At 70.0% G+C, this 21,903-nt stretch carries 18 protein-coding genes and 1 riboswitch; of the genes, 5 read left to right on the forward strand and 13 right to left on the reverse strand.

Features of this window, described 5'->3' with window-relative positions:
- Nucleotides 1–37: 37 nt before the first annotated feature.
- The 6 genes from ASD48_RS02060 to ASD48_RS02085 all read right to left on the reverse strand — a co-directional run bounded on the left by ASD48_RS02060 (nucleotide 38) and on the right by ASD48_RS02085 (nucleotide 7,211).
- A complete protein-coding gene (locus ASD48_RS02060; protein WP_057599598.1) occupies nucleotides 38–1,399 on the reverse strand; it encodes an aminotransferase class V-fold PLP-dependent enzyme in 1,362 nt (453 codons plus the stop codon).
- 180 nt (nucleotides 1,400–1,579) lie between these two features.
- Nucleotides 1,580–1,696: riboswitch (SAM riboswitch) on the reverse strand.
- 79 nt (nucleotides 1,697–1,775) lie between these two features.
- Complete coding sequence (trpD, locus tag ASD48_RS02065) at nucleotides 1,776–2,840, reverse strand: anthranilate phosphoribosyltransferase (protein WP_057599600.1); 1,065 nt, start codon at nucleotides 2,838–2,840, stop codon at nucleotides 1,776–1,778.
- Nucleotides 2,841–3,011: 171 nt separating this feature from the next.
- Nucleotides 3,012–4,658, reverse strand: a complete 1,647-nt coding sequence (locus ASD48_RS02070) for a cytochrome bc complex cytochrome b subunit (RefSeq protein ID WP_057599602.1) — start codon at nucleotides 4,656–4,658, stop codon at nucleotides 3,012–3,014.
- Entirely contained in the window at nucleotides 4,655–5,716 is a 1,062-nt protein-coding gene (locus ASD48_RS02075) for a Rieske 2Fe-2S domain-containing protein (protein ID WP_057599604.1), read from the reverse strand. Before ASD48_RS02075 ends, ASD48_RS02070 begins: the two co-directional genes overlap by 4 nt.
- Nucleotides 5,713–6,525 carry a c-type cytochrome gene (locus ASD48_RS02080; protein WP_057599605.1) on the reverse strand — a complete coding sequence of 271 codons (813 nt, stop codon included), beginning with the start codon at nucleotides 6,523–6,525 and terminating at the stop codon, nucleotides 5,713–5,715. The genes ASD48_RS02075 and ASD48_RS02080 overlap by 4 nt, the downstream gene beginning before the upstream one ends.
- Nucleotides 6,526–6,590: 65 nt before the next feature.
- Nucleotides 6,591–7,211: a heme-copper oxidase subunit III gene (locus ASD48_RS02085; RefSeq protein WP_020129998.1), complete on the reverse strand. Its 621-nt coding sequence runs from the start codon at nucleotides 7,209–7,211 to the stop codon at nucleotides 6,591–6,593.
- 178 nt (nucleotides 7,212–7,389) lie between these two features.
- Between ASD48_RS02085 and ASD48_RS02090 the strand changes: the two genes are divergently transcribed.
- Nucleotides 7,390–7,794 (forward strand): response regulator transcription factor, encoded by a 405-nt coding sequence (locus ASD48_RS02090; protein ID WP_057599607.1) that lies wholly within the window; start codon nucleotides 7,390–7,392, stop codon nucleotides 7,792–7,794.
- Between the two features lie 72 nt (nucleotides 7,795–7,866).
- On the opposite strand, the gene ASD48_RS02095 is transcribed toward ASD48_RS02090, so the two are convergent.
- From ASD48_RS02095 to coxB, 4 genes are all read right to left on the reverse strand, one after another.
- Nucleotides 7,867–9,120, reverse strand: coding sequence for an Ig-like domain-containing protein (locus ASD48_RS02095; protein WP_057599609.1), 1,254 nt, complete (start codon nucleotides 9,118–9,120; stop codon nucleotides 7,867–7,869).
- Nucleotides 9,121–9,251: 131 nt separating this feature from the next.
- Nucleotides 9,252–9,650: a cytochrome c oxidase subunit 4 gene (locus tag ASD48_RS02100; RefSeq protein ID WP_020130001.1), complete on the reverse strand. Its 399-nt coding sequence runs from the start codon at nucleotides 9,648–9,650 to the stop codon at nucleotides 9,252–9,254.
- Nucleotides 9,647–11,383 (reverse strand): cytochrome c oxidase subunit I, encoded by a 1,737-nt coding sequence (ctaD, locus tag ASD48_RS02105; RefSeq protein ID WP_057599610.1) that lies wholly within the window; start codon nucleotides 11,381–11,383, stop codon nucleotides 9,647–9,649. Before ctaD ends, ASD48_RS02100 begins: the two co-directional genes overlap by 4 nt.
- Nucleotides 11,380–12,339: a cytochrome c oxidase subunit II gene (coxB, locus tag ASD48_RS02110; protein ID WP_020130003.1), complete on the reverse strand. Its 960-nt coding sequence runs from the start codon at nucleotides 12,337–12,339 to the stop codon at nucleotides 11,380–11,382. Before coxB ends, ctaD begins: the two co-directional genes overlap by 4 nt.
- A 319-nt stretch (nucleotides 12,340–12,658) precedes the next feature.
- Here coxB and ASD48_RS02115 point away from each other — a divergent pair, with 319 nt between their 5' ends.
- Nucleotides 12,659–14,041: a cysteine desulfurase/sulfurtransferase TusA family protein gene (locus ASD48_RS02115; RefSeq protein WP_057599612.1), complete on the forward strand. Its 1,383-nt coding sequence runs from the start codon at nucleotides 12,659–12,661 to the stop codon at nucleotides 14,039–14,041.
- 1 nt (nucleotide 14,042) lies between these two features.
- On the opposite strand, the gene ASD48_RS02120 is transcribed toward ASD48_RS02115, so the two are convergent.
- Nucleotides 14,043–15,017 (reverse strand): carbohydrate kinase family protein, encoded by a 975-nt coding sequence (locus ASD48_RS02120; RefSeq protein WP_057599614.1) that lies wholly within the window; start codon nucleotides 15,015–15,017, stop codon nucleotides 14,043–14,045.
- 130 nt (nucleotides 15,018–15,147) lie between these two features.
- Between ASD48_RS02120 and ASD48_RS02125 the strand changes: the two genes are divergently transcribed.
- Together ASD48_RS02125 and ASD48_RS02130 are read left to right on the forward strand one after the other, a co-directional pair.
- Nucleotides 15,148–15,357, forward strand: a complete 210-nt coding sequence (locus ASD48_RS02125; protein ID WP_057599616.1) for a hypothetical protein — start codon at nucleotides 15,148–15,150, stop codon at nucleotides 15,355–15,357.
- A gap of 129 nt (nucleotides 15,358–15,486) precedes the next feature.
- A complete protein-coding gene (locus tag ASD48_RS02130) occupies nucleotides 15,487–17,409 on the forward strand; it encodes a hypothetical protein (RefSeq protein ID WP_057599618.1) in 1,923 nt (640 codons plus the stop codon).
- Between the two features lie 96 nt (nucleotides 17,410–17,505).
- Here the strand turns inward: ASD48_RS02130 and erpA are convergent, their stop codons facing one another.
- The gene (gene erpA / locus ASD48_RS02135; protein ID WP_057599620.1) at nucleotides 17,506–17,862 is read right to left on the reverse strand and encodes an iron-sulfur cluster insertion protein ErpA; all 357 of its coding nucleotides are present in this window, start codon (nucleotides 17,860–17,862) and stop codon (nucleotides 17,506–17,508) included.
- A gap of 268 nt (nucleotides 17,863–18,130) precedes the next feature.
- Here erpA and nadA point away from each other — a divergent pair, with 268 nt between their 5' ends.
- Nucleotides 18,131–19,324 (forward strand): quinolinate synthase NadA, encoded by a 1,194-nt coding sequence (gene nadA / locus ASD48_RS02140; RefSeq protein ID WP_199875612.1) that lies wholly within the window; start codon nucleotides 18,131–18,133, stop codon nucleotides 19,322–19,324.
- Nucleotides 19,325–19,372: 48 nt separating this feature from the next.
- On the opposite strand, the gene ASD48_RS02145 is transcribed toward nadA, so the two are convergent.
- Nucleotides 19,373–21,610, reverse strand: coding sequence for a serine/threonine-protein kinase (locus tag ASD48_RS02145; RefSeq protein ID WP_057599622.1), 2,238 nt, complete (start codon nucleotides 21,608–21,610; stop codon nucleotides 19,373–19,375).
- Nucleotides 21,611–21,903 lie beyond the last annotated feature (293 nt).

The raw sequence follows: 21,903 nt of genomic DNA on the forward strand, positions 1-21,903 counted from the left end.
CCCGACCGGCTGAACACCGCCTCCGGCGGACCGTCGCTCAGACCGCGGGCACGCAGCGGCCGTCCTCCGTCCGGTACTGCCACCGCGCGCCCTCGCTCACCAGTTCGCGCACGGCGTTCACGAAGCGCTCCACATGCTCGTCCGGGGTGCCCGCGCCGAAGCTCACCCGGATCGCGTTGAGGGACTTCTCGCCGGGAGCCGCCTCGGGGGCGCCGCACTCGCCCTGGGTCTGCGGGTCGCCGCCGAGCAGGGTACGGACCAGCGGGTGGGCGCAGAAGAGCCCGTCGCGGACCCCGATGCCGTACTCGGCGGAGAGGGCGGCCGCGAAGTGGGAGCTGTTCCAGCCCTCGACGACGAAGGAGATCACGCCGACCCGCGGCGCGTCGTCCCCGAACAGCGACAGCACCTTCACCTGCGGGACCGCGGCCAGACCGGCCCGCACCTTCGCGATCAGGTACTCCTCCCGGGCGACCAGGCTGTCGAAGCCCGCCTCGGTGAGGGCCTTGCACGCCGAGGCGATGGAGTAGGCGCCGATCACGTTCGGGGAGCCGGCCTCGTGGCGGGCGGCGCTCTCGTGCCACTCCACGTCCACTCCCCCGTCCTCGCGCCGCGTGACCTTGCGGCTGGCGCCGCCGCCGGCCAGGTACGGGTCGGCCGCCACCAGCCAGTCGGCACGGCCGGCCAGCACGCCGGAGCCGAAGGGCGCGTACAGCTTGTGGCCGGAGAAGGCGACCCAGTCGACGTCGAGCTCCTGGACGGAGACCGGGTGGTGCGGGGCCAGCTGGGCCGCGTCCAGGACGATCCGGGCGCCGTGCGCGTGCGCGGCGGCCGCCAGCTCGCGTACCGGCCACAGCTCGCCGGTGACGTTCGAGGCGCCGGTGACGCAGACCAGGGCCGGGCCGTACGGCTCCCGGTCGGCGAGGGCCCGCTCCAGCGTCTCGACGGCCTGGCGCGGGGTGCGCGGGGCGTCCAGGTAGGTGACCCGGGCGTCCTGCCAGGGCAGCAGCGAGGCGTGGTGCTCGGTCTCGAAGACGAAGACCTGGCAGCCGGCGGGGAGCGCCCGCGCCAGCAGGTTGAGGGAGTCCGTCGTCGAGCGGGTGAAGACCAGCTGGTCGTCGGGGCGGCAGTCCAGGAACTCGGCCACCGTCGTGCGGGCGTTCTCGAAGAGGTCCGTGGACAGCTGCGAGAGGTAGCCGGCACCCCGGTGGACGCTGCCGTAGTACGGGGCGTAGGCCGCCACGTCGTCCCAGACGCGCTGGAGGGCGGGGGCGCTGGCCGCGTAGTCGAGCGCCGCGTAGGTGACCTCGCCACCCGTCACGAGCGGGACCGTGACATCCCCGCCGAGAACGGGCAGCTGTGCACAAACGGTACGGGTGGCGGCAGCAGTGGAGACAGACATGGCGAACTCCCGTGAGAGGCAAGGGGGAACCGCCGTGCGAGCGGACATGGCTCGAGCACGGAGGAAGGTGAAAGGGGTATGCGGAGGCGGGGCTCTACGCCCTATCGCATTCGCTTGCTCACGGAAGACTCCCTCGAACGACCAGGACCCCTGGCGGTACTCACTCAGAAGAGTGCGAGGGGTCCGCGCTTGCCGTAGACCTCGCTGCCTACGACCTGGTCTTCACCCGGGGCACCCCGCCACGGACGGAGGGTTGCCGGACAGTCGGCCGGGGCCTCATGACTGTCACTCATGACCTGATACAGGAACCTACGTGAAGTGATCGCCGTCCCGCAACCCGTGTCCGGATCGCGGGACGACAGTCAGCGGTGGGGCGTCACGCCCGGGTGGCTGCGACCCAGCGGTCCAGCGCCCGCTTGGCCGCACCCGAGTCGATCGACTCGGCCGCCCTGTCCATGCCCTCGCGCAGTTGCCCGGCAAGGGACCCGGAGCCCGGGTCCAGGGCCACCAGCGCCGCCGCCGAGTTCAGCAGCACGGCGTCCCGCACCGGGCCCGTCTCGCCCTCCAGAAGGCGGCGGGCGACCTCCGCGTTGTACGAGGGGTCCCCGCCCCGCAGAGCCTCGACCGGGACCAGCTCGAGCCCGACGTCACGCGGGTCGAACGTCTCCTCGGTGACCTTGCCGTCGCGGACGACCCACACATGGGACGTGGCCGTCGTGGTCAGCTCGTCGAGCCCGTCGTCGCCCCGGAAGACCAGGGACGAGTTGCCGCGCTCGGCGAAGACGCCCGCGACGACCGGCGCCATCCGCGGGTCCGCGACCCCGACCGCCTGGGCCCGCACCTTGGCGGGGTTGGTCAGCGGGCCGAGCACGTTGAACACCGTGCGGATCCCCAACTGGCCGCGCGCGGCGCCCACATGACGCAGCGCCGGGTGGAACTTGATCGCGAAGCAGAAGGTGATCCCGGCCTCCTGGGCCACCTCGGCCACCCGCCGCGGGGTCAGCTCCAGATTGACGCCGAGCTTCTCCAGGACGTCGGAGGCGCCGGACGCGGAGGACGCCGCCCGGTTGCCGTGCTTGACGACCGTGGCGCCCGAGCCGGCCACGACGATCGCCGACATCGTGGAGATGTTGACCGTCTTCGCACCGTCGCCGCCGGTGCCGACGATGTCGACGGTCCGTCCGGGCACCTCGATCAGGTTGGCGTGCTCGTACATCGCCCGGACGAGCCCGTTGATCTCCGCGACGGTCTCGCCCTTGGCCCGCAGCGCCACCACGAACCCGGCGATCTGCGCGTCGGTCGCCTCGCCGCGCATGATCCGGTCCAGCGCCCAGAAGGTGGCGTCGGCGTCCTGGTCGCGGCCGTACAGCAGACCGTTCAGCACCTCGGGCCAGGAACGGCCCGCCGCGATGTCGCCTCCAGCGGGGGTCACAGCGCTCATAGCCGCTCCTGCGTGTGTCGTCGTGTACGTCGAGTGTGTCGAGTACGTCGTGTGCCGTCGTGCGCCTCGTGACAAGGTGCACCCCACCCTATCCAGCCCGTGGGCACGGCAAAGGGCCCCGTCCGAAGACCGGACGGGGCCCTTTCCTGCGGCGTGGCGACGCCTCAGCGATCAGTGGTGGCCGTGGCCGCTCGTGATCTCCTTGTACTCCTCCACGGTGGGCTTCGGAATCTGCTGATCCTCACCGAAGTACGCCCCGCTGATCTTGGCGCGGAGCTTCTCCGTGCCCTTCACCTTGCGCTCGACGCCGTTCTCGTCGACGGCGGCGCCGATCGCGGCCGGCTCGTACTGCTCGTGCGCCGTGAGGGTGTGCAGCTGCTCCTGGCTGAGCGGCTCGTGGATCTCGATGAACTCACCGTGCGGCAGGCGCTTGATGGTGCCGGTCTCGCGACCGTGCAGCACCTTGTCCCGGTCCCGGCGCTGGAGGCCGAGGCAGATCCGCTTGGTGGCGATGTACGCGATGACCGGTCCGGCGATGAAGAAGATCCGGACGAACCAGGTGATCGAGTTGATCGACAGGTGGAGGTGGGTGGCCCACAGGTCGTTGCCACCGCCGACCAGCATGATCATGTACATCGTGACCCAGGCGACACCCAGCGCGGTGCGCGTCGGGGCGTTGCGCGGCCGGTCCAGGATGTGGTGCTCGCGCTTGTCGCCCGTGACCCACGACTCGATGAAGGGGTACAGCGCGAGGATCGCGAGGAGAACACCGAACAGCACCAGCGGGATGAACACGCCCAGGACCAGGGTGTGGCCCCAGATGTTGATCTCCCAGCCCGGCATGAAGCGGATCAGACCCTCGGCGAAGCCCATGTACCAGTCGGGCTGGGCGCCGGTCGACACCTGGTCCGGACGGTAGGGGCCCATGGCCCAGATCGGGTTGATCTGCGCGATGCCCGCGATGACCCCGATGACACCGAAGACCAGGAAGAAGAAGCCTCCGGCCTTGGCCATGTACACCGGCAGCAGCGGCATGCCGACGACGTTCTTGTTGCTCTTGCCGGGGCCCGCGAACTGCGTGTGCTTGTGGTAGAAGACCAGGATCAGGTGGCCGACCACCAGCCCGAGCATGATGCCCGGCAGCAGCAGGATGTGGATCGAGTAGAACCGCGCCACGAAGTCGTGGCCCGGGAACTCCCCGCCGAACAGGAACATCGAGATGTAGGTGCCGACGATCGGCATCGACAGGATCGCGCCCTGGGTGAAGCGGACACCGGTGCCGGAGAGCAGGTCGTCCGGGAGCGAGTAACCGGTGAAACCGGTGAACATGCCGAGGACGAACAGCAGGAAGCCGAACAGCCAGTTGATCTCACGCGGCTTGCGGAACGCGCCCGTGAAGAACACCCGCATCATGTGCACGAACATGCCGGCGAGGAAGATCAGCGCCGCCCAGTGGTGGATCTGCCGGATGAGCAGACCGCCGCGCACGTCGAAGGAGATGTGCAGGGTCGAGCTGAACGCCTCGGACATCAGCTGTCCCTGGAGCGGGACGTAGCTGCCGTGGTACTCCACCTCGTTCATCGACGGGTGGAAGAACAGCGTCAGGTACACACCCGTGAGGATGATGATGATGAAGCTGTAGAGGCAGATCTCACCCAGCATGAACGACCAGTGGTCGGGGAAGATCTTGCGCATGTTGGCCTTGGCCAGGGAGTAGATCCCCAGCCGGCCGTCGGCCCAGTCGGCGATCCGCTCGCCCGCCGGAGCCTTCCCGCGTTCACGGGACTCGTTGCTCTCGAGGTTCTCGTTCGTGCTCATCCGCGCTCCCAGAAAGCAGGACCGACGGGCTCTTCGAAGTCGCCGAGCGCCTCGAGATAGCCCTCGTCGTTCACACCGATGCGCAGCTGCGGCAGGGCGTGGCCGGCGGGACCGAAGATCACTCGGGCACCGTCGGAGAGGTCGAAGGTGGACTGGTGGCAGGGGCACAGCACGTGGTGCGTCTGCTGCTCGTACAGCGAGATCGGGCAACCGACGTGGGTGCAGATCTTCGAGTACGCCACGATGCCCTGGTAGGACCAGTCGAGTTCCTGCTTGTCCTTGATGTTGTCCGGCTGGAGCCGGACGATCATCAGGGCCGCCTTGGCGATCTCGTTCTGGAACTCCTCGTCGTGCTCCTCCAGGCCCTCGGGCTTGGCGAAGGTGAGCGAACCGACGGCGACGTCCGAGGGACGCAGCGGCTCGTTCGTGTTCATGTTGACGAGCAGCTTGCCCTTGGCCCACAGCGTGTGACGCAGCTTGTCCTCGGGCAGCGGGCCGAGGTCGCGCAGGAGCACGACACCGGACAGCGGCACGAGCGTGAGCGCGCCGAACATCGTGTTGCGGATCAGCTTGCGACGGCCGATCGCGGACTCCTTGGCGCCCTGCTTGAAGTCCGAGTGGACCTTCGCACGGACCTCGGGGGTCGCGGCGATCGCGTGCCGCTCGTCGGCGACCTCCACGTCGGACATCAGGGTGCGGGCCCAGTGGACCGCGCCGGCGCCGATGGTGAACAGCGCCGTGCCCAGCGTCAGACCCAGCGCGAAGTTCAGCGCGCTGAGGTGGCCGATCGGGAACACGAAGATCGACTTGTCGGCGGGGATCGCCACGTACGAGGCGATGAAGCCGACCGTGGCGAGCATCGACAGCGTGAACAGGAAGGCGACCGCACGCTCGGACCGCTTGGCGGCCCGCTCGTCGATGTCCTGGACGCGATGCTCGTGGGGCGGCAGCCCCGGGTCCGCGAACGGGTTCTGCTCGTCCGCGACGCCTACGGCGCTGCCGTGTGCGTGGCCCTGCTCAGCGGGCAGGTTCTCTTCTGGAATGTCTTGGCTACTCATGACTTCTTGGCCTTTGCGGTCCGAGCGGCGACCCAGACGGCTACCGCGATCAGGGCACCGAGACCGAAGATCCACGCGAACAGGCCCTCACTGACCGGCCCGAGGCCGCCCAGCTCCAGACCACCGGGGTTGTTCGTCTCGTCGCTGTTGACCGCGTGCAGGTACGCGATGATGTCCTTCTTGTTCTGCTCCGACAGGGTGGTGTCGGGGAAGGAAGGCATGTTCTGCGGGCCGGTCTGCATGGCCTCGTAGATGTGCTTCGGGTCCACGCCCTCGAGGGTCGGGGCGTACTTGCCCTTGGTGAGGGCACCGCCCTTGCCGGTGAAGTTGTGGCACTGCGCGCAGTTGGTGCGGAACAGCTCGCCACCCTTGGCGATGTCCGCACCCTCCGGGCCGTACTCGGCGTCGGTGGGGACGGACGGGCCGGCGCCCAGGGAGGAGATGAACGCGGCGAGCTGGTCGATCTCGGCCTGCGTGTAGATGACCTTCTTCGCGGGCACCTGGGCGCCCTGCGAGGTGGCCGCGGGCATGCGCCCGGTGCCGACCTGGAAGTCGACGGCCGCGGCGCCCACGCCGACCAGGCTCGGGCCGTCGGAGGTCCCCTGACCGCCGGTGCCGTGGCAGCTTGCGCAGCCAACGGCGTAGAGCTTCTTGCCCTCGTCGATGGCGAGGGACTGGGCGGTGTCGTCTGCCTGCGCCTTGCTCGCGGGCGCAAACGCGGCGTACAGCCCCCCGGTAGCCGCCAGCGCGAGGAGTAGGACGACGAGCGCCGCCAGCGGATGGCGTCGTCGTGCGGAGAGCTTTTTCACGGATTACCCCGGTGTCAGGATCTTCTGCGTCGATGCTTGGGATGTGCGGGAGCGAGCGTGCCCGGCTACTTGATCATGTAGATCGTGGCGAAGAGGCCGATCCAGACGACATCGACGAAGTGCCAGTAGTAGGACACGACGATGGCCGCGGTCGCCTGCTCGTGGGTGAACCTCTTGGCCGCGTAGGTGCGCCCGAGGACGAACAGGAAGGCGATGAGGCCGCCCGTCACGTGCATGCCGTGGAAGCCGGTGGTCAGGTAGAACACCGAGCCGTACGGGTCGGAGGAGAGCGAGAGCCCGTCCTTCTTCACCAGCTCCGTGTACTCGAAGATCTGACCGCCGATGAAGATCGCACCCATGATGAAGGTGACGATGAACCACATCCTGAGCTTCTTCACGTCACCGCGCTCGGCGGCGAAGACGCCGAGCTGGCAGGTGAGCGAGGAGAGCACCAGGATCGTGGTGTTGGTGGCCGAGAACGGGAAGTTCAGGGCCTCGGCCATTTCCTTCCAGTGATCAGGACCCGTCACCGATCGCAGGGTGAAGTACATCGCGAAGAGGGCCGCGAAGAACATCAGCTCGGAACTCAGCCAGATGATGGTTCCGACACTGGTGAGGTTCGGCCGATTGACCGACGGGTGCGCGTGCCCGGTTTCTACTGTCGTTGCTGTCGCCACGACCGACATTATGTCGGTCCCTTATCCCGCCCTCACTCCGGGGGGTGCCGTTCGGAGTGTTCGCACCGTGTGTACTGCCCGTATGGCCCATCGAAGTGGTGTTCCAAGCGGTGTTGACGACGTGTTCAAGGGAGTAGCATCCGCGGCATCGGTTCTGTCCGTACGACGCTGATGTCACGGAGGAAGCATGCAGGCGACCGCCACGGTGCTGGTCTACAGCGACGACGCCAACACCCGCGAGCAGGTCCGGCTCGCGACCGGGCGCAGGCCCGCACCGGACGTCCCCGTGGTGGAGTTCCTGGAGTGCGCGACGCCCGCGGCGGTGCTGCGAGAGCTGGACAGGGGCGGCGTCGACGTCGTCGTCCTGGACGGCGAGGCCGCGCCCATGGGTGGCATGGGGCTGTGCCGGCAGATCAAGGACGAGGTGTTCCGGTGCCCGCCGGTGCTGCTGCTCATCGGGCGGCCCCAGGACGCCTGGCTCGCCACCTGGAGCCGCGCTGACGCGGCTGTGACGCTGCCTGTGGAGCCCGTGGAGTTCGCTTCGGCCCTGGCGTCCCTGATGCGGCGCAAGAGCCTTACACAGAGCGCCTAGCGGGGCCACAGGGGCGTGGGGTTGCCCGCGCCCCGGCGGCCGCGCAACCGGCGACCGCGCACCCGGCCGTGCCTACACCGCCGCGGGCCGCAGTCTCGACGTGTCCTGCTCGGTCTTCTGCTTGCCGCCCGTCAGCGCGCTGCCCTTGGTCCACTTCTTCCAGTCCAGGTTCCAGTCGCCGAAGCCGTTGCCGAAGGTCTCCATGGTGTCGCCGTAGCTGTTGACCACCTGGACGACGTCGCCCTGCCGGATGTGGTCGAAGAACCACTCGGCGTTGGACGTGCTCATGCCGGTGCAGCCGTGGCTGACGTTCGCGTACCCCTGGGAGCCCACGGACCAGGGGGCGGCGTGGACGTACTCACCGCTCCAGGTGACGCGGGTGGCGTAGTACACGGGCAGGTCGTAGGACTCCGAGGAGCCCTCCGCGATGCCGACCGTGGTGCCGCGCATCCGTACGAAGTACTCCTTGCCCAGGACGACCTTGACGCCGTTGCGGGTCTCGAAGCCCGGCTTGCCGGTGGTGACGGGGATCTGGTTGATCTCCTCGTTGTTCTTGAAGACCGTCATGGAGTGCGACGACGCGTCCGTGACGGCGATGACCCGGTCGCCGATCGTGAGCTTGAGGTCCTTCGTGGGACCGCCCCACAGCCGGTCGCTGATCTTGATGCCGTCCAGGTTGCTGTGCACCCGGAGGCTGGCGTGGGCGGGCCAGTACTCCTGCGGCCGGTAGTGGAGTTCCTTGTCGTCCACCCAGTGCCAGCCGCCCTGCACGGACGGCGTCGAGTCGACCTTGAGGGCGCGCTCGACGACGGCCCGCTGGGCGGGGTCCTTGATGGGCTGGTCCAGCTTGGCGGTGACGGGCTGGCCGACCCCGTACTCGCCCGCGTCGGGACCGAACTCGACCCCCAGGCGCTTCTTGGAGGTGGGCCTGCCGGTGTCGAAGGTGAGCACCCGGCGGCCGGGGGCGCCGTCGTCGTCCTCGGTGCTCACGCGGACCGTGTAGTGGGCGTTCGCGGCCAGCGGCTCGGTGCTGTGCCAGCGGCTGCCGTCGGCGGCGAGTTCGCCCGCCACGTAGCGGCCTGTGGCGTCCACGGCGGTGACGTCCGTGATGCGGTCGTCGTCCTCCGCGGTGACCTCGAGGGGCTTGTCCGGGTCGGACTTCTTCCCGTCGCCACCGAGGTTGCCGAAGGAGATCTGGTCCGTCGCGTCGTAGGGGCGCGCGGAGAGCGGGTTGCCGTCCGAGCCGCAGGCGCTTGCGACCGCGCCCAGGGCGATCACCAGGAGGGTGCAGCCCACGACGGTGCGAGGGCGGGGTTCGTGGCTCATGGCTTCACGCTAGGGAGCCGGGTCGGCCGCGGCGCGCTGAGTGACACGGACGGAGGAGCACCGTTGCGGCAAAAGCGTGAGCCCGGACCCTCCTGACGGAGTGTCCGGGCTCAGCCCGCGTTCAGTGCGTGCTACTGGGTGCGGCTCTCACCGCGGTAGTACTCGAAGACCCAGCCCCACAGACCGATGAGGATCAGCGGCAGCGAGAAGTACAGCAGCCACCAGCCGACAGCGACCCCCAGGAAGGCCAGGGCGCCGCCGATGCCCAGCGACAGCGGCTGCCAGCTGTGCGGGCTGAAGAAGCCCAGCTCGCCGGCGTCGTCCGCGACGTCCGCCTCCTTGTTGTCCTGCGCGCCCGCGTCGACCCGCCGGGCGGTGAAGCCCAGGTAGAAGCCGATCATGATGCACAGGCCGAAGGCCAGGAAGAGCGCCGTGGTACCGGCCGGCTCCTTCGACCACACGCCATAGACGATCGCCATGACGAGGACGAAGACGCTCAGCCAGACGAACATCTTGCCCTGGATCTTCACTTGCCGGCCTCCTTGCTGCCCGAGATGGCACTGGCACCGTGGCCGGCGTGCTCCAGCTGCTCGAGCGCGGCGATCTCGGGGTGGTGCAGGTCGAACGCCGGGGATTCACTGCGGATCCGCGGCAGGGTGAGGAAGTTGTGGCGCGGCGGCGGGCAGGAGGTGGCCCACTCCAGGGAGCGGCCGTAGCCCCACGGGTCGTCGACGCCGACCGGCTTGCCGTACTTGGCGGTCTTCCACACGTTGTAGAAGAACGGCAGCACGGACAGACCGAGGACGAACGAGCTGATCGTCGAGATCGTGTTCAGGGCGGTGAAGCCGTCGGCCGCCAGGTAGTCGGCGTACCGGCGCGGCATGCCCTCGGCACCCAGCCAGTGCTGGACCAGGAAGGTGCCGTGGAAGCCGACGAACAGCGTCCAGAAGGTGATCTTGCCGAGGCGCTCGTCGAGCATCTTGCCGGTGAACTTCGGCCACCAGAAGTGGAAGCCGGAGAACATCGCGAAGACGACGGTGCCGAAGACGACGTAGTGGAAGTGCGCCACCACGAAGTACGAGTCGGACACGTGGAAGTCCATCGGCGGCGAGGCCAGGATGACGCCGGTCAGACCACCGAAGGTGAAGGTGATGAGGAAGCCCGTCGCCCACAGCATCGGTGTCTCGAAGGACAGTGAGCCCTTCCACATCGTTCCGATCCAGTTGAAGAACTTCACGCCCGTCGGCACGGCGATGAGGAACGTCATGAAGGAGAAGAACGGCAGCAGCACGCCACCCGTGACGTACATGTGGTGCGCCCACACCGTCACGGAGAGACCGGCGATCGAGATGGTGGCCGCGATCAGGCCCATGTAGCCGAACATCGGCTTGCGGGAGAACACCGGGATCACTTCGGAGATGATCCCGAAGAACGGCAAGGCGATGATGTACACCTCTGGATGGCCGAAGAACCAGAAGAGGTGTTGCCACAGCAGCGCGCCGCCGTTGGCCGCGTCGAAGACATGGGCACCGAACTTGCGGTCCGCCTCCAGGGCGAACAGCGCGGCCGCGAGGACCGGGAAGGCCAGCAGGACCAGGACACCGGTCAGCAGGACGTTCCAGGTGAAGATCGGCATCCGGAACATCGTCATGCCGGGCGCGCGCATGCAGATGATCGTGGTGATGAAGTTGACCGAGCCGAGGATCGTGCCGAAGCCGGAGAAGGCCAGACCCATGATCCACATGTCGGCGCCGATGCCCGGGCTGCGGACCGCGTCCGACAGCGGGGCGTAGGCGAACCAGCCGAAGTCGGCCGCACCCTGCGGGGTGAGGAAGCCGGCGACGGCGATCAGCGAGCCGAACAGGTACAGCCAGTAGGCGAACATGTTCAGCCGCGGGAAGGCGACGTCCGGCGCGCCGATCTGGAGCGGCATGATCCAGTTCGTGAAGCCGGCGAACAGCGGCGTCGCGAACATCAGCAGCATGATCGTGCCGTGCATCGTGAACGCTTGGTTGAACTGCTCGTTCGACATGATCTGCAAGCCCGGTCGGGCGAGCTCGGCGCGCATGAGGAGCGCCATGACGCCACCGATGCAGAAGAACGCGAACGACGTGACCAGGTACAACGTACCGATGGTCTTGTGGTCGGTGGTCGTCAGCCACTTCACCACGACGTTGCCGGGCTGCTTGCGCCTGACCGGCAGCTCGTTCTCGTACGCGTCCTCAGCTGCGGAGGCACCCTGGGGTTCGTTGAGGATGCTCACAGGTTGTTCGTCTCCCGGTTCTTCTCGTGGCTCGTCTGCTCGATGCCCGCGGGAACGTAACCGGTCTGCCCCTTCTTCACGAGGTCCTTGAGGTGCTGCTCGTAGCGCTCCTGGGAGACGACCTTCACGTTGAAGAGCATCCGGGAGTGGTCGACGCCGCAGAGCTCGGCGCACTTGCCCAGGTAGGTGCCCTCCTTGTTGGGGGTCACCTGGAAGGAGTTGGTGTGGCCCGGGATGACGTCCTGCTTCATCAGGAACGGCACCACCCAGAAGGAGTGGATGACGTCACGCGAGGTGAGGACGAAGCGGACCGTCTTGCCCTCAGGGAGCCAGAGGGTCGGGCCGGGGTTGTTGGTCTGCGGGTTCCGCTCACCGGGAGTACCGCAGGTGTAGACGCCGCCGGCGTTGTCGGGGAAGTCCGCCTTGAACCGGTCCGGGATCGCGGCCAGGTTCTTGTCGGTCTTCGCGTTCCCGTCGGAACCGTCGACGTTCTCGATGTAGTTGAAGCACCAGCTCCACTGGAAGCCGACCACGTTCACCGTGACATCGGGCTTCTTGTCGAGGCTCAGCAGCTTCGACTCGTCACGGGCAGTGAAATAGAACAGCACCGAGACGATGATGATCGGAACCACCGTGTACAGCGCCTCGATGGGCATGTTGTACCGGGTCTGCGGAGGAACTTCGACCTTGGTGCGACTGCGCCGGTGGAAGAAAGCACTCCACAGGATCAGGCCCCACACCAGCACGCCGGTGGCCAGCGCGGCTGCCCAGGAGCCCTGCCACAGGGAGAGGATCCGCGGAGCCTCTTCTGTGACCGGGGTGGGCATACCAAGGCGGGGGAAGTCCTTGTATGTGCAACCGGTGGCGGTCGCCAGGACCAGGCCCGCGGTCATTGCCTGGAGCAGCTTCCGCCGCATCGGGCGCCGCGGCGAGCGGTCGGAGCCGTTGGGACTCACGTAGCGCCTTCCCGAGAGTCTCGCCCGCGCGGTTGGCTGCGGCCTGCCTTCTCGCGGGTCGGTCGCCGCCCTGCGTCGGGCAGGGGTTTGGATGTTTATGCGGACCAAACCCTAGCCGACGCCTTCCGGGGGTTCGCGGGGAGGGTGGCATACGCGCCGCGGGTCACCCCGAAGGGGTGGGGACGGGCGCCTAATAGGTCGTCAATGCGGGTTGTGTGGCGACTCCGGGCCGGTGGGGGCCGTTCGCGCCCCGCGGCGGGGCCGCCCATCGCCTCGGGCCCGCGCTCCCGGACAGCCGCCCGCGTTCTACGGTTGAGGTGTGTCCTACTTCGACGCTGCTTCCGCCGCTCCCCTGCATCCCGTGGCCCGCCAGGCGCTGTTGGCCTCGCTCGACGAGGGCTGGGCCGACCCCGCCCGTCTGTACCGGGAGGGGAGGCGGGCGCGGATGCTGCTGGACGCCGCCCGTGAGGCGGCCGCCGAGGCGGTCGGCTGCCGGCCGGACGAACTGGTCTTCACCGCGTCCGGAACGCGGGCCGTGCACACCGGGATCGCGGGCGCGCTGGCCGGGCGTCGGCGGGTCGGGCGTCACCTGATCGTGTCAGCCGTCGAACACTCCTCGGTACTCCATTCGGCCGAGGCGTTCGAGGCGGAGGGCGGGACGGTGACCCGGGTCCCGGTGGTCAGGACGGGTGCGGTCGCCGTCGAGTCGTACGCCGACGCGCTGCGGCCGGAGACCGCGCTGGCCTGTCTCCAGTCGGCCAACCACGAGGTGGGGACCGAGCAGCCGGTGGCGGCCGTGGCCGAGCTGTGCCGGGAGGCGGGGGTGCCGCTGCTGGTGGACGCGGCGCAGTCGCTCGGCTGGGGGCCGGTGGAGGGGCCCTGGTCGCTGCTGGCGGCGAGCGCGCACAAGTGGGGCGGGCCGTCCGGGGTGGGGCTTCTCGCGGTGCGCAAGGGGGTGCGGTTCGCCGTCCAAGGGCCGGTGGACGAGCGGGAGTCGGGGCGGGCGGCCGGGTTCGAGGACATTCCGGCGATCGTGGCCGCGGCGGCCTCCCTGCGGGCGGTGCGGGCGGAGGCGGCGGCCGAGGCGGTACGGCTGCGGGAGCTGACGGCGCGGATCCGGGCGCGGGTGGCGGCCGTCGTACCGGATGTGGAGGTCGTCGGGGATCCGCTGCGGCGGCTGCCGGGGATCGTCACCTTCTCCTGTCTGTACGTCGACGGGGAGGCGCTGCTGCACGAGTTGGACCGGGAGGGGTTCTCCGTCTCCTCCGGCTCGTCCTGCACCAGCAGCACGCTGACGCCCAGCCATGTGCTGAAGGCGATGGGGGTGCTGAGTGAGGGGAACGTGCGGGTTTCGTTGCCGACGGGGGCCGCCGAACAGGACGTCGAGCGGTTCCTCGCCGTGCTGCCGGGGGCGGTGGCGGGGGTGCGGGAGAAGCTCGGGGCGCCCGCTGCGGTGACCGGGGCGGGCGCGGGCGGCGACGAGCTCGTGGTGGACGCGCTGGGCAAGCGGTGTCCGATTCCCGTCATCGAGCTGGCGAAGGTCATCGGGGAGGTGCCGGTCGGGGGCACGGTGCGGGTGCTGTCCGACGACGAGGCGGCCCGGCTGGACATCCCGGCCTGGTGCGAGATGCGGGAACAGGAGTACGTCGGTGAGGAGCCGGCGGACCGGGGCTCGGCCTATCTGGTCCGCCGGCTGTCCTGAGTCAGGCCAGGTGCTTGCGGACCTCGGTGGCGGCCTCGTCGCCGTAGGCCTTGGTGAAGCGGTCCATGAAGTGGGCGCGGCGCAGCTGGTACTCCTGGGTGCCGACCGTCTCGATCACGAGGGTGGCGAGCATGCAGCCGATCTGCGCGGCACGCTCGTGGGAGACGCCCCAGGCCAGGCCGGAGAGGAATCCCGCGCGGAAGGCGTCACCGACGCCCGTGGGCTCGACCTTGGCCTCCTCCTCCGGGCAGCCGACCTCGATCGGGTCCTCGCCGGCCCGCTCGACGCGGACGCCGCGCGAGCCGAGGGTGGTGACGCGGTGGCCGACCTTGGAGAGGATCTCGGCGTCCGTCCAGCCCGTCTTGGACTCGATGAGGCCCTTCTCGTACTCGTTGGAGAACAGGTACGTCGCGCCCTCCAGCAGTATCCGGATCTCGTCGCCGTTCATCCGGGCGATCTGCTGGGAGAAGTCGGCCGCGAAGGGGATGGAGCGGGTACGGCACTCCTCGGTGTGGCGGAGCATCGCCTCCGGGTCGTCGGCGCCGATCAGGACCAGGTCCAGGCCGCCCACCCGGTCGGCGACGGTCTTCAGCTCGATGAGGCGGGCCTCGCTCATCGCACCGGTGTAGAAGGAGCCGATCTGGTTGTGGTCGGCGTCGGTGGTGCACACGAAGCGGGCGGTGTGCAGGGTCTCGGAGATACGGACCGACCCGGTGTCGACGCCGTGCCGGTCGAGCCAGGCCCGGTACTCGTCGAAGTCCGCGCCCGCGGCGCCGACCAGGATCGGGGCGGTCCCCAGCTGCCCCATGCCGAAGGCGATGTTCGCGCCCACGCCGCCCCGGCGCACGTCCAGGTTGTCGACCAGGAAGGAGAGCGAGACCGTGTGCAGCTGGTCCGCGACGAGCTGGTCGGCGAAGCGGCCGGGGAACGTCATGAGGTGGTCGGTGGCGATGGAGCCGGTGACTGCGATGCGCACGGCGTGGACTCTCCTGAGGGGAGGGGGATTGACAGTTCACGCTACCCGGTCGATCCGCGCCACTGAAGCAGCCGAAACTACCCGATAGTAGATCTTTCTTCGCGGCCTCCGGCGTGCATACGGTTCGGCTATGACGAACCTCAAGGTCCACGCCCCCGCTCCGGCCGACCTCGACGGCGACCTGGCGTCGCTGCGCGGTGACGGCGCCCGGATGGCTCGGCACTGGGCCGCCCCGGAGAAGATCCCTTCCCGTCCGGTCTCCCCGTCACTCATCCTCGGCGTGTTCGTTCCGGCGACGTCGGCGCGGCTCCTGGAGGCGATGCCGGACTACGGCAACTAGGGGTAATCCCTCGATTTCCTTCGGCACGGCGCTCGGAAGGGAACCGTGCGCTCCCCCGTCGCGTCCCATCGCCGTCCCCCGTAAAGGGGATGTGGGGTACGCCAGCAGGGCAGCCGAAGGAGCGATGCGGTGAACACCGAGCGACCCGAGAACGACGACGCCGCGCGTGAGCCGGAGGAGACGGGTTCCGAGACGGCCGAGGCCGAGGTCGAGGCCGAGGAGACCGAGGTCCGGGAGGCGCGGGCCGAGAACGTGTCGGCGGCAGAGACGGGCATCGCGGCCGAGGAGGCCGGCCCGACCGGCACTCCGGCCGGCTCCGGAGCCGGGGCTCCCGCCGTTCCCGAAGCCGACACCACCGCGGCCGACACCACCGCGGCCGGCGACTCCGCGGACGCCGGCGCCACGGACACCGCCACCAGCGCGGTCCCCGACGCCGACGCCGGCCAGCAGGCTGCCGCGTCCGAGGCCGGTCCCGAGGCCGACGACGCGCCGGCCGGCTCCGACACGGACGCGACCGGGGACCGGGACGGACACGGGGACGGGGACGGGGACGGGGATGAACACGTCGTCGGGCCGGTGGCCGACGGCGTGCCCCCGGCAGGGCCGCGCCGCCGCTCCCCCGTACTCATCGCCTCCGTCGCGGCCGCCGTGCTGCTGGTGGGCGGGGGCGGGGCCTATCTGACCGCCAGTACGGTCGGCGGCTCCGGTGGGAGCTCCGGCGCCGGGTCACCGTCCGGGGACGGCACGCCCGCGGCACTCCTCCTGGACGACCACTCCACGGGCACGGGCACGGCTACGGGCACGGGCACGGGTAGCCCCGAGGGCGGTACGAGCGGCATCGCGCCCGGTGAGCCGAACCCCTACGGGGTGACCTACAAGGCCGCCGGCACCCTTCCCGACGGTCCCGGCTCCGCGCCCGTGTACTGGGCGAAGGGCGAGGTCACGAAGGACGACGTGGCCCGGCTCGCGAAGGCGCTGGGGGCCGAGGGGACGCCCGTCGTCGACGGCGAGGCGTGGAAGGTCGGCTCCGGGAACGACGGCTCCGGTCCGGTGCTTCGGGTGAACCGGCAGGCGCCGGGCATGTGGACGTTCACCCGGTTCACGCCGGGCACCGACAACTGCACGGCCGGCTCCGACAAGTGCACGGTGACTCCGTCGGCCGGGTCCGCCGCCCCGCCGAGCGAGGCGGCTGCGAAGAAGGCGGCGGCGCCTGTCCTGGAGGCGCTCGGGCAGGACGGCGCGCAGGTGGACGCCGGCCAGGTCATGGGCAGCCGGCGGGTGGTCAACGCGGACCCCGTGTTCGGCGAGCTGCCCACCTACGGCTGGACCACCGGGATCAGCGTCGACGCCCAGGGCGCGGTGGTCGGCGGGAACGGGCAGCTGGAACCGCCCGTGAAGGGCGACACGTATCCCCTGCTGAGCGCGCGGGAGGCGCTGGACGCGTTGAACGCGGCGCCGGGGACGGACCACCGGATGGGCATCGGCGGCTGTGCCAGCCCGGTGCCGCTGAAGGACCGGCTGGAGAGTCCGTGCGGTGCGTCCACGGCGGCCCCCCAGGGTCAGACGGCGACGGTCGAGGACGCGGTGCTCGGGCTGGCCCCGCACACCTCGGGTGGACGGCAGGTGCTTGTGCCGTCCTGGCTGTTCGAGGTGCAGGCCGCAGGGGCCGCGGGCGGCTACACGGTGACGCAGCCGGCCGTCGAGCCGGCGTATCTGAAGTCCGCCACGACGCCCACGCCGTCGCCGACCGCCTCCTCGGGCACGCGGGACGTGAAGGTGGACGGCTACACCGTCGAGGGCGAGGATCTGGTCGTGAGCTTCACCGGCGGGGTGTGCGGCGACTACAAGGCCACGGCGACCGAGAGCGGCGACGAGGTGAAGGTCACCGTGACCGAGACGCCCTGGAAGGACAAGGTCTGCATCCTGATCGCCAAGGAGTACCACCAGACCGTTCACCTGGACGAGTCGCCGGGCAGCCGGAAGGTCGTCGGGACCGACGGCGCGGCGATCCCGCTGGAGAAGGCGGGCGCGCGGCTGCCGCAGGCCCGGTAACGCGGGCCGGCGGTTCGCACGGCGCGAACGCGAAGGCGGCGGCCCCCTCGGAGGGGGCCGCCGCCTTCGTGTCGTTCAGCGGTGCGGACGGGCGACCTAGCTGAAGGAGTCGCCGCAGGCGCAGGAACCCGTCGCGTTCGGGTTGTCGATCGTGAAGCCCTGCTTCTCGATGGTGTCGACGAAGTCGATGGAGGCGCCGCCCAGGTACGGGGCGCTCATGCGGTCGGTGACGACCTTGACGCCGTCGAAGTCCTTCACCACGTCACCGTCGAGCGCACGCTCGTCGAAGAAGAGCTGGTAGCGCAGGCCGGAGCAGCCGCCGGGCTGAACGGCGACGCGCAGGGCCAGGTCCTCGCGGCCTTCCTGGTCGAGCAGGGCCTTGACCTTCGCCGCGGCGGCGTCGGACAGGAGGATGCCGTCGCTGACAGTGGTCTTCTCGTCCGATACGGACATCTACATCTCTCCCGGGTTGTACGGAGACTGCTTGCCGACGTTTCCAACCGTCGGGGCCCCGGATTCATTCCGGGCCGAGGAGTCGTGTTTCCACTTCTTTCCTCTTCTTGCCTTTCATGCTCGCACACGTGCGATGCGGCGGACAGCGTCGCCGGGAGCGGCGCGGGCCGGGGCGCGGGATTCACGTCACATCGACGCGATGACCATCGTCAAAGTGACATGAAGCGGGTTATGATAGATAACGTCAGATCGACGAAAAGTAGAAAGGGTGCGTGTCGTGACCACCGCCCAGACCACGGAGCTCGACGTACAGCCGACTCCGCTCGCCCTGTTGCTGCTCGGCCGTGAGGCCGACCCGAAGAGCGAGCGGGGCGTCGAGTGCCCCGGCGACCTGCCCTCGCCCTCGGACCCGGACCTGGTAGCGCGCGCCCGCGCCGCCAAGGAGAAGCTCGGTGACAAGGTCTTCGTGCTCGGCCATCACTACCAGCGCGACGAGGTCATCCAGTTCGCCGACGTCACGGGCGACTCCTTCAAGCTGGCCAAGGACGCGGCCGCCCGCCCGGAGGCCGAGTACATCGTCTTCTGCGGTGTGCACTTCATGGCCGAGTCCGCGGACATCCTGACGTCCGACGACCAGAAGGTGGTCCTCCCCGACCTCGCCGCCGGGTGCTCGATGGCCGACATGGCCACCGCCGAGCAGGTCGCCGAGTGCTGGGACGTGCTGACCGAGGCCGGCATAGCCGAGCAGGTCGTGCCCGTCTCGTACATGAACTCGTCCGCGGACATCAAGGCGTTCACGGGCAGGCACGGCGGCACGATCTGTACGTCCTCCAACGCCCAGCGGGCCCTGGAGTGGGCCTTCGAGCAGGGCGAGAAGGTGCTGTTCCTGCCCGACCAGCACCTCGGCCGCAACACCGCCGTGCGGGACATGGGCCTCTCCCTGGAGGACTGTGTCCTGTACAACCCGCACAAGCCGAACGGCGGGCTGACCGCCGAGCAGCTGCGCGACGCGAAGATGATCCTGTGGCGGGGCCACTGCTCGGTGCACGGCCGCTTCAGCCTGGAGTCGGTCGAGGACGTCCGCGCCCGGATCCCCGGCGTGAACGTGCTCGTGCACCCCGAGTGCCGGCACGAGGTCGTGGCCGCGGCGGACTACGTCGGCTCGACCGAGTACATCATCAAGGCGCTGGAGGCGGCCCCGGCCGGCTCGAAGTGGGCCATCGGCACCGAGCTGAACCTGGTGCGCAGGCTGGCGAACCGCTTCGCGCCCGAGGGCAAGGAGATCGTCTTCCTCGACAAGACGGTGTGCTTCTGCTCGACGATGAACCGGATCGACCTCCCCCACCTGGTCTGGACCCTGGAGTCCCTCGCCGAGGGCAAGCTGGTCAACCGGATCCAGGTCGACCGGGAGACCGAGACGTTCGCGAAGCTGGCGCTGGAGCGGATGCTGGCGCTGCCGTAGCCGTACTGCCCCGGCCCCCCCTGCGGTGGCCGGGCGCCGTGAGCCGGCTCACCCCGGCAGCGGCGCCCGGTCGGGGTGGGCCGGGTCCAGCGTGAAGACCGTCCCGTCGGGGCTGAGCACCACCAGGGCGCCCTCGTCGAGGAACACCCGTGCCGTGGCGTAGCCGAGCCCGGTGACCTGCTCGGCCCGCGCGGGGGACTCCCACAGCAGGTCGCCCGTGCCGAGGTCGAGGGCGGCGACCCGTCCGGAGGCGCTGGCCGCGAACACCGCCTGCCCCTGCACGTCGGCCACGGGCGTGCCGGGCTGCTGAAGGGTCGTCGAGGTCTGCCACAGCCGCTCGCCCGTCTCGGGCGAGTGGGCGACCAACTGCCCCGCGGAAGAGGCGAAGCAGAGGACTCCGCCCACCAGCGCCACCTCGCCGCGCGGGTCTCCCGTCAGCTTGCTCGTGCGTACCGCGCCGGTGCCCGGGTCGACCAGCAGGACCTCGCCGTACGCCGACTCCGCGGAACTCCCTGGGTCCCGCGGGGTGTACTTCACGAAGGCCAGGTCGCCGCCGACAGCGCCGACGTGGACGACGTCGCCGTCCGGCACGCTCACCTTCCGGGTCGAGCCGTCGGCCGGGTCGAGGGCGAAGTACACGGTGCGCGACGGGGTGCCCGCGTCGCCGCAGCCGGCGTACGGGACGCTGTCGACCTCGTAGAACCGGCAGCCGTAGCTGGACGCGACGGGCAGGGTGGCCGTCCAGCGCGTGGCGCCGTCGCGCAGTTCGCGGGCGGTCACGCGGTAGCCGTCCGCGGTCATCAGCAGATCGCCCACGACCGCGGGCTCGACGCGGCCCGTCTGGTTCAACCTGCGCGACCAGAGCAGCTTGCCGGTGGCGGAGTCGAGAGCCACGGCGGTGCCGGTCTGGTCGTCGCCCGCGCTGTTCCGGACCGTCTGCGAGACCAGCAGCACGCCGTCGCGTACTCCGAGGACCATGCTGCCGTACCTCTCCCCGGGCACGTCCGAGGGCAGGGAGTCCGCCCGCCAGACGAGCCGACCCGTCGCCCCGTCGACGCGGACCGGGAGGGTGCCGTTGCCACCGCAGTACAGGGCGCCCTCCCCCATCGCGCAGGTCAGAGAGCTGTTGCCGTTGTCGGAGGCCCCGCCGTCCAACGGCTTGGCCACCCCGCTCGCGGCGGTCCCGAACACCGAGGTCCGCCAGGGCTGCCAGCCGTTGGGCAGGGGACCCCACTCGGGTCCCCCGGAGCCGGCGTCGGCCGAGTCCGCCGCCTTGTCCTTCCCCCCGAAGGGATCGAACAGGAGGTAGCCGGTGAGCGACACGGCCAACAGGCCCGCCACCCCGGCGAGGACAGGCCACCGGCGCAGCCGGGAACGGCGGCCCGTGCGGGGCGGGGCCACGGCCGGTCCCGGCTCGTCTCCCGCCTCGGGCGCGGGCGGCAGACGCAGGGTCACCGTCTCCATGTCGCCCGCCGCGGGTTCGGGCAGCGCCTGCGCGAACTCCCCGGCCAGCTCGTCGAGTCCGGGCCTCTCGTAGGCGTCCTTGGCCAGGCAGCGGGTCAGGATCGGGCGCAGCGGCTCGGCGACCGCGTCCACCATCGGTTTCTCGTGCATCACCCGCCACGCAGTCAGATAGGGGCTGTCGGCGTCGAAGGGACCGCGGCCGGTCGCGGCGAACACCAGCAGCGCGCCGAGGGAGAAGACGTCCGAGGCGGGGCCGACCGACCGGGCGTCCTTGAACTGCTCCGGGGACATGAACGGCGGGGTGCCGATGGCGTGACCGGTCTCGGTGAGGGTCTGGTTCTCGGTGGCCCGGGAGATGCCGAAGTCGATGACCCGGGGGCCGTCCTGCGCCATCAGGACGTTGGAGGGCTTGAGGTCGCGGTGGACCACCCCGGCCCGGTGGATGTCCCGCAGCGCCTCCACCAGACCCAGGGCCAGCAGGCGCAGCTCCGCGCCCTTCAGCGGGCCCGCGCGCCGGATCCGGGCGGAGAGGGCCGGTCCGGGCACGTACTGGGTGGCCATCCAGGGCCGTTCGGCCTCCGGGTCGGCGTCCACGACCGGGGCGGTGAAGGCACCGCTCACCTTGCGGACGGCGTCGATCTCCTGCCGGAAGCGGGCCCGGAAGACCGTGTCCTCCGCGTACTGCGCGTGCACCACCTTGACGGCGACCTCACGCCCCGAACGGGACCGGCCCAGGTAGACGACGCCCATGCCACCGGATCCGATCCGGTCCACGATCCGGTATCCGCCGAGCGCCTTCGGGTCGTCCTTGTGCAGCGCCAACGCCCCGCTCCCCTTCCCCCGCCGAGCAGTTCGAGTTCACAGGATAGGGAACCCGTACGGGGAAGGGGCACCGGCGCCGAGGTGTCGGCCCCCGGCCGGTTCCGGGGTCCTGGGGTCCAGGGGGCCATGGGTCCTGGTCCCGGGTCCCGGGGTCCTGTCGGGCTGTGCCGGGCGTCGGCGTGTTCGGCGGGAGGTCCCGCGTCCACAGGGCGATCGGGTCCGGCACCACGGAGAGCGGGACGCCGACCGCCGTCACCGCCGTCACCGGCGTCGAGCGGCTCGACGCCGGAAGA

The sequence above is a fragment of the Streptomyces sp. Root1310 genome, from assembly GCF_001426425.1.
In the GTDB taxonomy this organism is placed as follows: domain Bacteria; phylum Actinomycetota; class Actinomycetes; order Streptomycetales; family Streptomycetaceae; genus Streptomyces.